At 56.6% G+C, this 14,467-nt stretch carries 13 protein-coding genes; 5 read left to right on the top strand and 8 right to left on the bottom strand.

Annotated features, from left to right (window positions below):
- The first annotated feature begins 3 nt into the window (after positions 1 to 3).
- Positions 4 to 1,044, top strand: coding sequence for an iron ABC transporter permease (locus P8T57_RS12510; RefSeq protein WP_052268345.1), 1,041 nt, complete (start codon positions 4 to 6; stop codon positions 1,042 to 1,044).
- A complete protein-coding gene (locus tag P8T57_RS12515; RefSeq protein ID WP_341363283.1) occupies positions 1,041 to 1,823 on the top strand; it encodes an ABC transporter ATP-binding protein in 783 nt (260 codons plus the stop codon). The genes P8T57_RS12510 and P8T57_RS12515 overlap by 4 nt, the downstream gene beginning before the upstream one ends.
- 24 nt (positions 1,824 to 1,847) lie before the next feature.
- On the opposite strand, the gene purD is transcribed toward P8T57_RS12515, so the two are convergent.
- Positions 1,848 to 3,131 carry a phosphoribosylamine--glycine ligase gene (gene purD, locus P8T57_RS12520; RefSeq protein ID WP_341363284.1) on the bottom strand — a complete coding sequence of 428 codons (1,284 nt, stop codon included), beginning with the start codon at positions 3,129 to 3,131 and terminating at the stop codon, positions 1,848 to 1,850.
- Between the two features lie 113 nt (positions 3,132 to 3,244).
- Here purD and xseA point away from each other — a divergent pair, with 113 nt between their 5' ends.
- Genes xseA through P8T57_RS12535 form a run of 3 tightly spaced genes read left to right on the top strand, consistent with a single transcriptional unit; the run spans position 3,245 to position 7,325 of the window.
- Positions 3,245 to 4,888, top strand: coding sequence for an exodeoxyribonuclease VII large subunit (gene xseA / locus P8T57_RS12525; protein WP_341363285.1), 1,644 nt, complete (start codon positions 3,245 to 3,247; stop codon positions 4,886 to 4,888).
- A complete protein-coding gene (locus tag P8T57_RS12530) occupies positions 4,888 to 5,748 on the top strand; it encodes a M23 family metallopeptidase (RefSeq protein WP_341363286.1) in 861 nt (286 codons plus the stop codon). Before xseA ends, P8T57_RS12530 begins: the two co-directional genes overlap by 1 nt.
- Positions 5,749 to 5,777: 29 nt before the next feature.
- Positions 5,778 to 7,325, top strand: a complete 1,548-nt coding sequence (locus P8T57_RS12535) for a gamma-glutamyltransferase (protein WP_341363287.1) — start codon at positions 5,778 to 5,780, stop codon at positions 7,323 to 7,325.
- Between the two features lie 16 nt (positions 7,326 to 7,341).
- Here P8T57_RS12535 and P8T57_RS12540 read toward each other — a convergent pair whose 3' ends face one another.
- From P8T57_RS12540 to P8T57_RS12570, 7 genes are all read right to left on the bottom strand, one after another.
- A complete protein-coding gene (locus P8T57_RS12540; protein ID WP_063093276.1) occupies positions 7,342 to 7,827 on the bottom strand; it encodes a MarR family transcriptional regulator in 486 nt (161 codons plus the stop codon).
- A 99-nt stretch (positions 7,828 to 7,926) separates the two neighbouring features.
- Entirely contained in the window at positions 7,927 to 8,532 is a 606-nt protein-coding gene (locus tag P8T57_RS12545; protein WP_037991048.1) for a hypothetical protein, read from the bottom strand.
- Between the two features lie 90 nt (positions 8,533 to 8,622).
- Positions 8,623 to 9,522: a lauroyl acyltransferase gene (locus P8T57_RS12550; protein WP_341363288.1), complete on the bottom strand. Its 900-nt coding sequence runs from the start codon at positions 9,520 to 9,522 to the stop codon at positions 8,623 to 8,625.
- A complete protein-coding gene (gene lpxK, locus P8T57_RS12555; RefSeq protein ID WP_341363289.1) occupies positions 9,515 to 10,486 on the bottom strand; it encodes a tetraacyldisaccharide 4'-kinase in 972 nt (323 codons plus the stop codon). Before lpxK ends, P8T57_RS12550 begins: the two co-directional genes overlap by 8 nt.
- Positions 10,473 to 11,759, bottom strand: a complete 1,287-nt coding sequence (locus P8T57_RS12560) for a 3-deoxy-D-manno-octulosonic acid transferase (RefSeq protein ID WP_071239450.1) — start codon at positions 11,757 to 11,759, stop codon at positions 10,473 to 10,475. Before P8T57_RS12560 ends, lpxK begins: the two co-directional genes overlap by 14 nt.
- Complete coding sequence (locus tag P8T57_RS12565) at positions 11,756 to 12,532, bottom strand: lysophospholipid acyltransferase family protein (RefSeq protein WP_071239449.1); 777 nt, start codon at positions 12,530 to 12,532, stop codon at positions 11,756 to 11,758. Before P8T57_RS12565 ends, P8T57_RS12560 begins: the two co-directional genes overlap by 4 nt.
- A gap of 26 nt (positions 12,533 to 12,558) precedes the next feature.
- Positions 12,559 to 14,289, bottom strand: coding sequence for an ABC transporter transmembrane domain-containing protein (locus P8T57_RS12570; protein WP_063093282.1), 1,731 nt, complete (start codon positions 14,287 to 14,289; stop codon positions 12,559 to 12,561).
- Positions 14,290 to 14,467: the final 178 nt, after the last annotated feature.

Raw genomic sequence — 14,467 nt, forward strand, 5'->3', positions numbered from 1 at the left:
CCAATGATCGGGAATATCATTTCCAGCCCTGTTTTCATCAAACGCATCAGCGTGGCATTTGCCGCGCTGATGTTGCTGGCAGCGGTTCTGGCGGTTGCCGCATCGGTGGGCGAAACAGCGATCCCGGTGGGCACGGTGATCAATACGATTGCCAATCATTTGTGGGATGCCGGGTATCCGGTGGATGCGATTGATGCCGGTATAATCTGGAACTATCGGCTGAGCCGCGCCATCGTTGCCGCAAGTTGCGGGGCGGCCTTGGCCGTTTCCGGTGCGGTCCTGCAGGCGCTTTTGCGCAACAGTCTTGCCGATCCCTATCTGCTCGGCATTTCGGCCGGGGCATCGACCGGTGCGGTCAGCATCGTGATCCTAGGTCTTGGGGCCGGGATGCTTTCGCTGTCACTTGGTGCATTTATCGGCGCAGTGGCGGCATTCGCCTTTGTGACCCTTCTGGCGTTACAGGCCGGGCGCGGTACGGGTGCGATCATTCTGGCCGGGATTGCCGGATCGCAGATGTTCAATGCCCTGACATCCTTCATTGTCACCAAATCGGCTAGTGCCGAGCAGGCGCGCGGCATCATGTTCTGGCTTCTGGGCAATCTTAGCGGCGTGCGCTGGCCCGATGTGTGGCTGGCTTTACCCGTGGCTCTTGTCGGGCTTGTCGTGTGTCTTTGGCATGCACGCGCACTTGATGCCTTTACATTTGGTAGGGAATCCGCCGCATCGCTTGGTGTTCCGGTCAGGCGGGTTTATGCGATCCTGATTGCCGCAGCCGCGATGATGACCGCGGTAATGGTCAGTATCGTTGGTTCCATCGGCTTTGTCGGGCTCGTGATCCCGCATGCGGCGCGCTTTTTTGTCGGAACGCGCCATGGGCTGCTATTACCGCTATCGGCATTGATTGGCGCACTGTTTCTGGTCTGTGCCGATGTCATCTCACGCGTGATCGTTCCGGGGCAGGTTTTGCCAATCGGGGTGATCACTGCCCTTGTCGGGGCCCCGGCCTTTGCCCTGATCCTGTGTCACGGAAGGATTTTGCGATGACCCTGGAACTGCGCGATATCGTCTGGTCTGCCGGTTTTCGCAAGATCATCAAAAATGTCTCCCTCCGGGTTGAACCGGGCGAGTTCCTTGGCCTGATCGGGCCGAATGGATCGGGCAAAACAAGTTTGATGTCGGTTTTGGCCGGTATTCGTCCACCTGATCAGGGGCGTGCAATACTGGCAGGGCAGGACATGAAAAAGCATGGCCGTCGCAAACTGGCCCGGCAGATCGGCTTTGTCGAACAGCAGGCCGACACCACCGACCGCCTGACCGCGCGCGAGGCGGTGGCACTGGGACGCACACCTTATCTCAGCATGCTGTCGCCTTGGTCGGAACGCGACGATGCGATTGTGGAACGTGCGCTCGGCGATGTCGACATGACCCATCTGGCTGACCGGTTCTGGCATACGCTTTCGGGCGGTGAGAAGCAGCGGGTTCATATCGCGCGCGCGCTGGCGCAGGAACCAAAATTCCTTCTGCTGGACGAGCCGACAAACCATCTGGATATCCGTCATCAGCTTGGATTGCTGGAGCTGGTGCGTGAATTGTCGGTTACCGTGGTGGCGGCCCTGCACGATCTGAACCATGCCGCGATGTATTGCGACCGGATTGCCATGATGCGTGACGGGGAACTGGTGGGGATCGGCAGTCCTGCCGATATTCTGACGACCCAAAATCTGCGCGATGTGTTCGGTGTCGAGGCCACCATCGAACATGGCCCGAACGGGCAATGCGCGGTGCGCTATCACGCAGGCATGAAAAAAGACCGGGCTGCATGACCCGGTCTTTTCCAAGTTGAATGTTTATTTCTGCTCGCGGGCAATCGCGCGCCAGCCGATATCACGACGGCAAAAACCACCCGGCCAGTTAATGGCATCAACCGCCTGATAGGCGCGTTTCTGTGCCTCGGTCACCGACGTGCCGCGTGCGGTAACGCCAAGAACGCGCCCCCCCGTCGCGGTCAGTTTGTCACCATCCATTTTCGTGCCCGCATGCAGGACCTTGACCTTGTCCATCGCATCCGCATCGGCCACGTTTCTGATCTCGGTGCCTTTGTCGTAGCTGCCCGGATACCCCTTGGCGGCCATGACAACGACCATGGCGGTTTCGTCATGCCATTCGGGTTTGACGGTATCGAGTTTGCCGGTGGCCGCCCCATCAAGGATATCAAGCACATCCGATTTCAGGCGCGTCATCAGAACCTGGCATTCCGGGTCGCCAAAACGGATGTTGTATTCGATCAGTTTCGGGTTGCCGGCATCGTCAATCATCAGACCGGCAAACAGGACGCCCTTGAACGGATGGCCTTCGGCGGCCATGCCCTTGACGGTCGGAACAATGATCTGTTCCATGACCTTGTCTTCAACCGATTTGGTAAAGACCGGGGCCGGGGAATAGGCCCCCATACCACCGGTATTCGGGCCGGTATCGCCTTCGCCAACGGCCTTGTGATCCTGTGCTGCAATCAGCGGAATGACGTTTTCACCGTCACAAACCGCAAAGAAGGATGCTTCTTCGCCGGTCATGAATTCCTCGATCACCAGCTCCGCACCGGCATCGCCGAATTTGCCACCGACCATGCATTCGTCAATTGCGGCAAGGGCTTCGTCAACTGTCTGGCAGATCGTCACACCCTTGCCCGCGGCAAGGCCGTCGGTCTTAACGACAATCGGCGCACCGTGCTTTTCAACAAAGGCGCGGGCATCGTCGGGCGTGGTGAAACGGCCATAGGCCGCAGACGGGACGCCAAACTTTGCCACCATGTCCTTCATGAAACCCTTGGAGCCTTCAAGCTGTGCGGCGGCCTTGGAACAGCCAAACGATTTGATGCCAGCCGCATCCAGCGCATCGACAAGGCCCGCGACCAGCGGGGCCTCGGGGCCGACAACAACCAGATCAACCGCATTGTCGGCGGCAAATTTTACAAGGCCATCAATGTCGCTATCGGAAATGGCGACACATTCTGCTGAATCGGCAATCCCGGCATTGCCCTGCGCACACCAAAGCTTGGTCAGTCGCGGGCTTTTGGCAATTGCCCAGCACAATGCATGTTCACGTCCGCCACCGCCAACGACCAGAACCTTCATGATTTTAACCTCGATTACGTGTCCGACTGCTTGATGGTCCAGACGGGATGAACTAGGCTTACACCCCATCCCGCTTGAAAATTTATGCGGGCTTTTAGCATAAAGTGCCCTTGATGACGCAAGATTTGTTCGACCCGTTCGCCCCCATGCCCGAAGAACCCGCGAAACCGGGAAATCTGCCGGAATTTTCGGTCTCCGATCTTTCCAACGCGCTTAAACGCACGGTCGAGGATGCGTTTTCGTTTGTGCGTGTGCGCGGCGAGATTTCCGGCTTCAAGCGCGCAAGCAGCGGTCACATGTATCTGGCACTCAAAGACGATCAGGCGGTGCTGGATGGTGTTTGCTGGCGCGGGCAGGCATCCAAACTTGGCATCGCACCCGAAGACGGCATGGAAGTCATTGTAACCGGCCGATTGACGACATTTCCCGGCCGGTCGAAATACCAGATTGTCATCGAAACGATGGAGGTTGCCGGCGAAGGCGCACTCCTGAAACTTCTGGAAGAACGCAAAAAGAAACTTGCTGCCGAAGGACTGTTTGATGCGGATCGCAAAAAGCCGATCCCGTTCCTGCCCGATGTCATCGGGATTGTAACATCCCCGACCGGGGCGGTGATCCGCGATATCATGCATCGGCTGCGCGAACGTTTCCCGCGCCGGGTTCTGTTATGGCCCGTATTGGTACAGGGAACCGGTGCCGCCGAACAGGTCGCGCAGGCCGTGCGCGGTTTCAATGATCTTTTGCCCTATGGCAATATTCCGCGTCCCGACGTCCTGATTGTTGCGCGCGGTGGCGGGTCGTTGGAAGACCTTTGGGCATTTAACGAGGAAATCATTGCCCGCGCGGTGGCGGAATCCGACATTCCGGTGATTTCGGCGGTCGGTCATGAAACCGATACCACCCTGATTGATTTTGTGTCTGACCTGCGTGCGCCTACTCCGACGGGGGCCGCGGAAAAGGCCGTTCCGGTGCGGCTTGATCTGATCGGTCAGGTCGAGGAAGACGGCCTTCGTCTGACGCAGGCGGTCCGTCGGCTTGGTGTGGAAAAACGCACCGCCCTTGAAAGTCTTGCGCGTGGTCTTGGCGATCCGCGCCGGATGCTTGAGGAACGCAGCCAGACCCTTGATAACTGGGCCGACCGGCTGCCTCGTGCGGCAGGCAGTGTCTTGCAGCAGGCGCGCGCACGCCTGAACGAAGCCGGGGCACGGTTGGTTAGCCCGCGTGAACAGCTTTCGGAAAAACGCGGGCGATTGGAAAATGCCGGTCTGCGACTGGATGGGGCGATCAAATCCGCCATCCAGATGCAAAAGGCACGTCTTGATCAGGCCGCAGCCGGACTTCGCCCGGCAAATGCCAGACGCGATATCACACGCGACCGCAAACAGATCGATGATCTGGCGGGCCGTATGCAGGCGGCGGTTAAAAATATCCTGAACCGCGAAGCCGAAGGACTGGCGCGGTATGACCGTCTTCTGGAAAGCTATTCCTATCGCAATGTTCTCAAACGTGGCTTTGCCGTTGTGCGCGGTGCGGATGAAGGTTTGATCGGCCGGGCGTCGGATTTGATTGCCGGGCAGGGTTACATTCTGGAAATGCAGGATGGACGTGCCGATGTAACAGCAGGGACGTATTCCTCTGGAGCACCCGAGGCGGCACCGGTTGCCACGGTCGCGCCGAAATCGGCTGCCAAACCGAAACCGGCCCGGAAAAAAGACCCGGCCCCCAAAGATGACGACAGGCAAGGGAGCCTTCTGTAATGCGTTTCGCAATGAAGATGTTTTTGGCGGCAACCGGTTTGATGGCGTCATGCGTTGGGGCAATCGCGGCCGAGCCGATCTATCAGGGTCAGTTTGTTCAGGGCGGCATCGTGTTCGGTCAGACCGAACCCGGAAGCAGCATCCTTCTGGATGGCAAGGCCATTGATACGATTGGCCCGGACGGGGCGTTTATCCTTGGCTTCCCGCGCGATTACGAGGGGCCGGCGAAGCTGACACTGCGCAAGGCAGACGGGGCTGTCGAAGAATATGCCTATGACATCGGTGATCGTGAATTCGATATCCAGCGGATTGATGGCCTGCCGCCCAAGATGGTGACGCCGGACCCGGAGGTCTTGGAGCGGATCAGGGATGATTCGCGTCAGGCCCGCGAAGCGCGTGTCGAACGGTTTACCCAGGAATTTTACAAGAACGGCTTTATCTGGCCGGTTCTGGGCCCGATCAGCGGTGTCTATGGGTCGCAACGCATCTTGAATGGTGAACCGCGCGCCCCGCATTGGGGGGTGGATATTGCCGTTCCCACCGGCACACAGGTCGTGGCCCCGGCGGACGGGATTGTGACGCTGGCGCATCCCGATATGTATTTTTCCGGGGCGACCCTGTTTATTGATCACGGGCTTGGCATGGTTTCGGCGTTTTTGCATCTGTCGGAAATCGATGTGAAAGTTGGTGATGTGGTTCGGCAGGGTGATCCGATTGCCAAGGTCGGGGCAAGTGGCCGGGCAACCGGGCCGCATCTGGATTGGCGGATCAATGTCGGGGATGCGCGTGTTGACGCCGCCCTGCTTGTGCCGCCGATGGAAGACGCACAAAAGGCCGCGAAAGTGAAGGCCAGCAACTGACGATGAATAAACAATAAGGAATCTCTGCCATGAAAAAGCACGGAGCCGTCGCCGCAGGACATGATGTCACCGCACGCGCGGCTGCCGATGTGCTTGAGGCGGGCGGTAATGCCTTTGATGCGGTGACTGCGGCGATGTGGACGGCGTGCGTGGCGGAGCCGGTTCTGGCATCATTGGGCGGCGGCGGGTTTGTCATGACACGCCCGGCGGGAAAACCGCCCCGGCTTTATGATTTTTTTGTCGAAACCCCGCTTGCCAAACGCCCGCGTGAAGAACTTGAATTCGAAAGCCGGTTTGCGACATTTTCCGGTGGCGTTACCCAGGAATTTCACGGCGGATACGGTTCGGTTGCAACACCGGGCGTGGTTGCCGGTATTTTCAAGCTGCATGACGATCTTGGATCCCTGCCGATGGCGATGCTGGCCGAACCGGCAATTACAGCCGCACGCGACGGGATCAAGCTGGATGCGTTTCAACGGTATGTCATGGGGATCGTAACCCCGCTTCTGGCATTTTCCAAAGATAGCCGGGCCGTTTTCGGTGCGCCGGGGCATCAGGATGAAGACGGATTTGAATTGCCGGACGAGGGTTCCATTCTTCGTCAGGCTGATATGGCCGATAGCATTGAATATTTGCTGCGGGCTGGATCGGACGGTTTTTATCACGGCGATCTTGGTCATGCGCTGGTGACCGAATGCCGGGAATATGGCGGCTATCTGACAGGGGCGGATTTGGCGGCATACCGCGTTCTGGTCCGTGATCCGCTATTGATCGCCGGACGCAACGGGCGGTTTGTTTTAAACCCGCCACCGGCGTCGGGCGGGGTTCTGGTTGGCTTCGGACTTAAGCTTGCGCGTGAAATTGAACTCGGGGCATTTGGATCGGCCCGTCATCTCGAAGCCATTTCGCGCATTCTTCATGCCACCGGGCTGGCACGCAGCGAACATGGCGCAAGCCCGACAATCCTTGCCGACGAATTTTGCGAATCCTACCGGTCTATGATTGGCGACCGCCCGCTTAGCCAGAATGGCACGACCCATATTTCCGTGGTTGATGGCGATGGCAATCTTGCCGCGGCGACGATTTCAAACGGGTCCTGTTCCGGGCGCATGGTGCCGGGGACTGGTATCATGCTCAATAACATGCTGGGCGAAGCCGATCTGTCACCCGACGGGTTCCATCACTGGCCGTGCGGTGTGCGGATGACATCGATGATGACTCCGGCCCTGTATCTGGCGGGCAATGGTGATGCGATTGCACTTGGTTCTGGCGGGTCAAACCGCATTCGTTCGACCATGTTGCAGGTGATGCTGAATATCGATGCCTATGACATGACCCTGCATGGGGCGGTGGCGGCACCGCGGCTTCATGTCGAAGACAGTCTTCTGTCTGTCGAACCGGGATTTGACGGATCGGCTCTGGATGGTCTTAGCCTTGAAGACCAGCAACGCTGGGATGCGGAGGATATGTTCTTTGGCGGTGTTCACGCCGCTAAGGTCAGTCGCGATGGGAAGAAATTCAATGCCGTCGGCGATGCCAGACGTAATGGCCACCAAGTGGTGATTGCTGATCTGTAATCCGGTTTGAACCGACCTAACGCGGAATTTCGTCGGCAGGGCGGACGTCAAGCAACGGGGCCGCATCAATCTTTTCCGCATTCATCATTGTCGCGACCCGCTGCATGGATGACAGAAGCTGCGTTTTTTCCCAATCGGGCAGGGCTTCGAATTGGGATATGAATTCTTCGTGCAGCATGGTTGGGGCTGCTTTCAGAACATTCTGACCTGCCTCTGTCAGAACCGTATTGACCACGCGCTTGTCCGTGGTGCTGCGACGACGCTCTGCCAGCCCGCGCTGTTCAAGGCGGTTCAGGATCGTGGTGACCGTTGCCTGGCTAAGGGACACATGATTGGAAATGCGGCGCACCGTAACGTTCTGCAATTCGTCAATCGCGCGCAGAACCATCACCTGCGGGATGGTCAGGCCACAGGCTTTCATCATGCGTTTGGAATGCAGATCGGTTGCGCGAATGATCTGGCGCAATGCAACCAGAATGTCCTGCCAATAGGCCTGTGTCATTATTTCTTTGTTTCCTCGGACGATCGCTCTTGAGCCAGTCGGTAACGGGGTTTGATCACATTATCAACGCAATTTGTCCTGCAACAAAGGATGCTGATCCTAATTTCCCCGAATGCGGCGTGTGGCGAAAAAGATCATCGCGAAAATAGCGATCAGGACAAGCGTTACACCCGCGATCAACATCGCCTGATTCAGGCGCAGATCATATTCCTGTTTGCGTTCGACATAGACAATAACCTGTCGGCGCAACTGATCCATTTCCGGCGTGATATCGAAGCTGGTCCGATACATTGTTGCCCCGGCACGGGACAGAAGGTCGTTGGTTTTATTGAGACGTTCGATGAACATGGCAAAACGTTCTTCGGTTGCTGCCAGTTCATCAAGCGGGCTTTCTTCCGCGTCGCGATCTTTGGCGCGTGCAATCGATAGTTTGGCTTGCGTCAGGTTATCGTCGTCTTCGGCAATGCAATCTGACAGTGATTTCTTTTCGCCGCTGGCACCGCATTCGATCTGGCGATCGCCGAATTTTTCGACCGCTTCTTGCAGATGCGTGCGCAACTGCTGATCAAGCTCGGCAATCCGTATGCGCACATTTTTTGAACTGCTTTCGATCTTGCCGATGTCGCCTTCAAGCGCAAAGGACGGCCAGACCGCAAACATCGATGCAATAAGGATCAGGAAAAGCGGGACGACGAAACGCAGCAAAAAAAACTTCCCCGGAGATGGTGGTGAGGTGCCCACCAGTCTGGTGCAAGGTCGTTCCAATTAGGTTAATGCCAGCGTGATAATTGCCGCTTAGTTCGGCCAGCGTTTGTGAAGCCAAAGCCATTGTGCCGGTCGTTCACGGATCCAGCCTTCCATGATGGCGTTCACTTCGGTCATGATGCGAAGGACATCTGCCTCGCGGTCTTCGGTGGGGATAATTGTCAGCGCCGGATAAAACGTCATCCGGAAATTGGCATCGCTCAACCTTTCGACCCTCACCGGAATGACCGGACAATCGTATTTCAGGGCAAATTGTGCCAGTGCCGGGGCCGTCATCGCATCGCGGCCAAAGAAAGGTACGGCGATCCCGTTATTGAGCTTCTGATCGACCAATAGGGCTGCGTGGCCACCTTTTTTCAGGAAGGCGGCAAATTTCCGTGCACCTTTGGCGCCCTTTGGCACCAGTTCGCCGCGAAATCCCTTGCGAACGCTTTTGAAAAGTTTATCGACCCAGGGGTTATCCGGTGCGCGATAAATGGTCATCATTTCCATATCAAGCGCATCGCCAATCTTGGTCGAAACTTCCCAGTTCCCCATATGGCCGGTAAAGAACAGGCCGGGTTTGTTATCTTCCCTTGTCGCCATACCGTTTTCCAGACCGACGATTTCAAGGCGGGGGCTTCCGCAATCTAGCGTTGGAAGATGGGGAATTTCTGCCGCACTACGACCGAGATTTTCCCACATATCTGTAATGATGGTTTCGATTTCTTCGGCTGACTTTTCTGGAAAAGCCTTGACGAGATTATTTCGGGCTTTCTTGCTTTGCCCAAGTTTTGGGCCAATCGCGCGCAGAAGCCGACCGCCGATAGCAGACGCAAGATCAATCGGCATGACCTTGAAAAAGCCAAACAGCAAATAGGCGCCAAGCCCCTGTAAAGGGTGTGAAACATATTTTTGGCGTGCTTTGTAAAAGGCGCTGCGTTCAGCCATCAGACAATACCGCTTTAATGATTTTCTCAAGCTGGTCCGGGGCTTCGAATTCCAGTTTGATGCCAAGTGTGCTTATGCCGTTGCGCGCCGCGACAGGCAAGCGCATCAGATCTTTTTCCGTTGTTACCAGATCCGCGTTCAGGGCTGCGGCCCTTTGGCGCAGGTCAGCCAGTTCATTCGGGCGAAACGGATGATGGTCCGCGAAATCGACGCTGGCAACAATATTGGCACCAACGGTACGCAGGCTGTCATGGAATTTCGCCGGGCGGGCAATGCCCGCAAATGCAAGGACCCTGCGACCGTCAAACTCGACACCGTTGCAAGGCACAACTCGGGCTCTCAGAACCGGGACAGAGGCAGGAAGATTTGCCAGAAATGGCGGATTGCCATCGCCAATCAGGATAATGGCGTGGACTTTTGCCAAGCCCTGTTCAAGTGTTTCGCGCATCGGCCCAGCCGGGATCACGCGACCATTCCCAATGCCGAAACCACTATCGACAACGGCAAAGCTGCAATCCTTGATCACGGACGGGTTTTGCAGTCCGTCATCCATGATAATCGCATCGGCCCCGGCATGACGGGCGGTTTCAGCCCCCATGCCCCGGTCACGCGAAACCCACGTTGTGGCGGTATGTGCCAAAAGCAGCGGCTCATCACCGACATCGGAGGCCGTATCGGTCGCCGGATCAACGCGATGCGGGCCGATTTCACGCCCGCCATAGCCACGGCTCAGAAAATGGGCGTTGATGCCCATATGGTGCAGCGTGTGATAAAGCGCGATTGCCGTCGGGGTTTTTCCAGCACCGCCGATGGTAAAATTGCCAACGCAGAAAACCTTGCATCCGGGATGACGCATGGTTGTTTTCATGGCGCGAATGCCCGCACCCGCCCGCCACAGCAGCGACAGGGGCGATAATGCCTTGGCCCAGAAACCATCCGCTTGCCAGAAATCAGGGGCGCGCATTGGCGGCCTCGCTGATTAAAAGCGGCGCGATTGCATCCATCGTCCGATCAAGCACCTCGGCCTTGGAATTGGCATATTCCAGCGCAGCATTTGCCAGTTCCCGGGCCTTTTCCGGATATGTCAGAAGGGTATCAACCTGCCGGGCCAGATCATCGATATCGGCAACCGGACGGCATGCTCTGGCGGCAAGAAGTTCGCGGCTGATTTCGTTAAAGTTGCTCATATCCGGGCCATGCAGGATCGCACAGCCAAGCCTTGCTGGTTCCAGCGGGTTTTGCCCACCCGATGCGCAAAGGGTCTTGCCGATCAGGCATACCGGTGCAAGCCGGTAATAAAGCCCCATCTCGCCCATGGTGTCGCCAAGATAAACATCAACCTGATCGGTAATCACATGGCCAAGGCTTCGGCGCGCCACGCGCAGGCCCTTTGCGATCAGGTCGGTTTCGATATCGTTGGCCCGATCAGAATGGCGGGGAACGATCACCGTCAGAAGGTTTTCATGTTTGCTGGCAAGGCTTTTATGAACCTGCGCGCATGCGGCTTCTTCGCCGTCAAATGTACTTGCGGCAAGCCATACGGCACGATTGCCAATCTGTGTCTTGAGTTCGGACAACGTGTCGCTATCAACCGGCAGGGCGGGGGCTGCGAATTTCAGGTTCCCGACCGCACGAACATCGGTTCCCCCCAATGCGATGAAACGCCCGGTTTCCTCTGCCCCCTGACTGAGGATCAGGTCAAAGGCCGAGATCACCGGGGTAATGAAGGAAGGGAACCGGGAATAGCTTTTAAAACTTCGGGCCGAGATACGACCGTTCAGAAGTGCCAGTCTGGTCCCCGCCTTTTTGGCCTTTGTCAGAATGTTGGGCCAGAAATCGCTTTCAAGCCAAAGTGCAACATCAGGTTTCCAGTGATGCAGGAAACGGGCAACGCAGACCTGTCGGTCAATCGGAATAAACTGATGGATCACACCTTCCGGAAGGCGTTGATACATCATTGCCGCGGATGTGACGGTGCCGGTGGTGACAAGTATCGACACATCGGGAAAACGCGCGCGAAGGGCATCAATCACCGGCAGGGCGGAAAGGGATTCGCCAACGCTGGCCCCGTGTATCCAGACCAGCTTTCCCTTCGGGCGCAATGCGCTGGCATGACCGAACCGTTCGCCGATCCTTCCTGCATCTTCCTTGCCGCGTTTTTTGCGCCGTTGCAGATAAAGACCAAGTACCGGACCCAAAAGCCGTGTCGCAACGCGATAGGCGTAAAACAGGCTCATTTGGCCGTTTCCTGTTCTGCCGCCGCCACCACGGCCGACCGCTTCTGTTTGGGAAGTTCATCCGGTCCGGCAGGTTCAATCACGTCAAGGCCAAGCTTGGCATCGCTTTCCTGTGTCAGCTTGGTCAAAGCTGCTTCAAGTTCCAGCCGCTTTTCTTCCAATCCGTCGTCATCCAGATCGCGCGGGATATGGATGGGATCGCCCCAGCTAAAGACACCTTTTGAAAATGGAAGCGGCAAAACAAACCGGTCCCAACTGCCAAAAACGCGGCGTCTTGAGGCAGAATAGGTCAGTGGGAAAATCGGGACTTCGGCCAGTCGTGCGGCCTGAACGATGCCATCGGAAATCCGCATGCGTGGTCCGCGCGGTCCATCCGGGGTCATGCCGACGACTTCGCCTGCCTTGAGGGCCTTGAGAATACGCCGCAACGCTGCCGCGCCGCCCTTGCCTTGTCCGGTTGACCCGGCAATTGTCGCAATTCCGAAATGACCGATGGTGCGGGAAATGATTTCACCGTCGCGATGCGATGAAATCAGCATGTTAAACGGTCGGTTCCCCGCAACCGAACGCCATGTATAGGGCATCATCAGCAACCGCTGATGCCAGAAAGCCACGATAAAGGGTTTTCCTTCGGTCAGGAAATGCGCAGGATGATCGCCACCTTCCGTGTGCCAGCGACCGGTAAGACGAATGAACCGGATATAGGTTGCCGCAAGCCAGCACAAAGTGCTGCGCGCCTGATCGCTTTTTATGATCCGCTTATGAAACTGCACGCCAGTTTATCCCGATTTCTGTCGGCCTAGTTATCGCTCTCTTCCGAGAATTGCAGATTATAGAGATTGGCGTAAGCCCCTCCAAGCGCAAGCAATTCTTCATGGCGTCCCTGTTCGGTAACATGCCCGTTCTGAATGACGCAAATTTTGTCGGCATCGACAATCGTCGAAAGGCGGTGCGCGATGACAAGCGTCGTCCGTCCTTTCATCAATTCGGTCAGGGCCCCCTGAATGTGGCGTTCGGATTCCGTATCAAGGGCCGATGTTGCCTCGTCCAGAAGCAGGATCGGGGCATTTTTCAACATCGCACGTGCAATCGCGATCCGCTGGCGCTGGCCGCCTGAAAGCTTCACACCATGTTCGCCGACAATGGTGTCATAACCGTTTTCAAGTTGCAGGATGAAATCATGGGCTGCTGCATGACGTGCGGCTTCTTCGATTTCGGCATCGCTTGCGCCAAATCGGCCATAGGCGATGTTGGATCGAACCGTATCGTCAAACAGCGTGATTTCCTGGCTGACCAGTGCGGTCGCTGATCGCAGGCTTTCCAGCGTTACATCGCGGATATCCTGACCATCAATCGTGATCGCACCGGCATTGATATCATAGAACCGCGGGATCAGGTTCAGGATGGTCGATTTACCGGCACCCGACGGCCCGACAAGGGCAATCGTCTGACCGGCCTCTATATCAAGGCTGATGTTACGCAGCGCCGTCGTTTCATTGTTATAAGAAAAGGAAACATCCTTGAACTGGATGGCACCACCCTTGACCTGAAGCGTTTTGGCATCGTCGGCATCGCGAATTTCCGGTTCGATATCAAGGACGGTAAACACGCGCTGCGATGCTGCAAGACCGGCCTGCAAATTGATATTGATATTGGCAAGGCGCTTGACCGGCTCGTAGGCCAGCAACAGGGCCGTGATGAACGAAAAGAAACTGCCTGGATCGCTTGCCCCGTCAATGACGCGGCTACCGCCGTAAATAATGATGGTCGTGATCGCAGCGCCGCCGAGTGTTTCCATGATAGGGGACGAACGTGCGCTGACTTTCTGCGCCTTGAAGCTCAGATCAAAGACGGTTTCAACAAGCTTTTCCATCCGCGAACATTCATAGGGCTCCATGCCATAGGCTTTGACATGGCGGACACCTTGGAAGGTTTGTTCAAGGAGGGTTGCAAATTCACCGATCTGCTGCTGGGTGTTGGCGGAAACCTTGCGCATGCGCTTGCCCAGGCGGGCAATCGGCAGGATGGCGGCGGGAAACACCGTGAACGCAATGATGGCAAGCTGCCAGTCCTGATAGAACATGACGCCAATCAGCACGATGGCGGTCAAAAAGTCCTTGCCAAAACCGGTCAGCGATACGGAAACGGCGGCCCGCATCGCGGTGATATCGCTGGTGAAACGCGTGATCAGTTTGCCGGTATTGGTATTGTGGAAGAACCCGATATCAAGCCGGATGACATGTTCGTAAAGCTTGTTCTGAATATCGGCAAGGATGCGACCACCGACATAGCTCATCAAAACCGACTGCCCATAGTTGGCAAAGCCTTTCAGCGCAAAAGCCGCAAGGACGGCAACCCCGACAGGGACCAGCATCGCCGGGTTCTTTTTGACAAAGACCTCGTTAATCACCGGATCCATCAGATAGGCATAACCGCCAGTCGCGGCAGCCATAAGCGCCATGCAAATCAGAGCCAGGACAATCTTGCCGAAATAAGGGGCAACCGCATCCTGAACGATGCGTCTGATCATTGGCCACGTATTCCAATGTTCCGTCGTGTGATCTAGCGAATGCTTTGGCAATGAATTCTTCCCGGTCGTGCGACGCCATTTCCGATTGTGTCAGTCCGACACTATCTATATGGATGAGGCATCATGGATATCTTGATCTTTCCGGGCTGTTGCTAGCATGCCCGGGCAGGTGCGGCAA

This window comes from Thalassospira sp. SN3W, from assembly GCF_038070535.1.
Lineage (GTDB): Bacteria > Pseudomonadota > Alphaproteobacteria > Rhodospirillales > Thalassospiraceae > Thalassospira > Thalassospira xiamenensis.

Coding starts and splice junctions, on each gene's coding strand:
- xseA (WP_341363285.1), top strand. CDS start 3,245: ATGACGCAAGATTTGTTCGACCCGTTCGCCCCCATGCCCGAAGAACCC.
- P8T57_RS12510 (WP_052268345.1), top strand. CDS start 4: ATGATCGGGAATATCATTTCCAGCCCTGTTTTCATCAAACGCATCAGC.
- P8T57_RS12515 (WP_341363283.1), top strand. CDS start 1,041: ATGACCCTGGAACTGCGCGATATCGTCTGGTCTGCCGGTTTTCGCAAG.
- lpxK (WP_341363289.1), bottom strand. CDS start 10,486: ATGCGCGCCCCTGATTTCTGGCAAGCGGATGGTTTCTGGGCCAAGGCA.
- P8T57_RS12570 (WP_063093282.1), bottom strand. CDS start 14,289: ATGATCAGACGCATCGTTCAGGATGCGGTTGCCCCTTATTTCGGCAAG.
- P8T57_RS12535 (WP_341363287.1), top strand. CDS start 5,778: ATGAAAAAGCACGGAGCCGTCGCCGCAGGACATGATGTCACCGCACGC.
- P8T57_RS12530 (WP_341363286.1), top strand. CDS start 4,888: ATGCGTTTCGCAATGAAGATGTTTTTGGCGGCAACCGGTTTGATGGCG.
- P8T57_RS12540 (WP_063093276.1), bottom strand. CDS start 7,827: ATGACACAGGCCTATTGGCAGGACATTCTGGTTGCATTGCGCCAGATC.
- P8T57_RS12560 (WP_071239450.1), bottom strand. CDS start 11,759: ATGAGCCTGTTTTACGCCTATCGCGTTGCGACACGGCTTTTGGGTCCG.
- purD (WP_341363284.1), bottom strand. CDS start 3,131: ATGAAGGTTCTGGTCGTTGGCGGTGGCGGACGTGAACATGCATTGTGC.
- P8T57_RS12550 (WP_341363288.1), bottom strand. CDS start 9,522: ATGGCTGAACGCAGCGCCTTTTACAAAGCACGCCAAAAATATGTTTCA.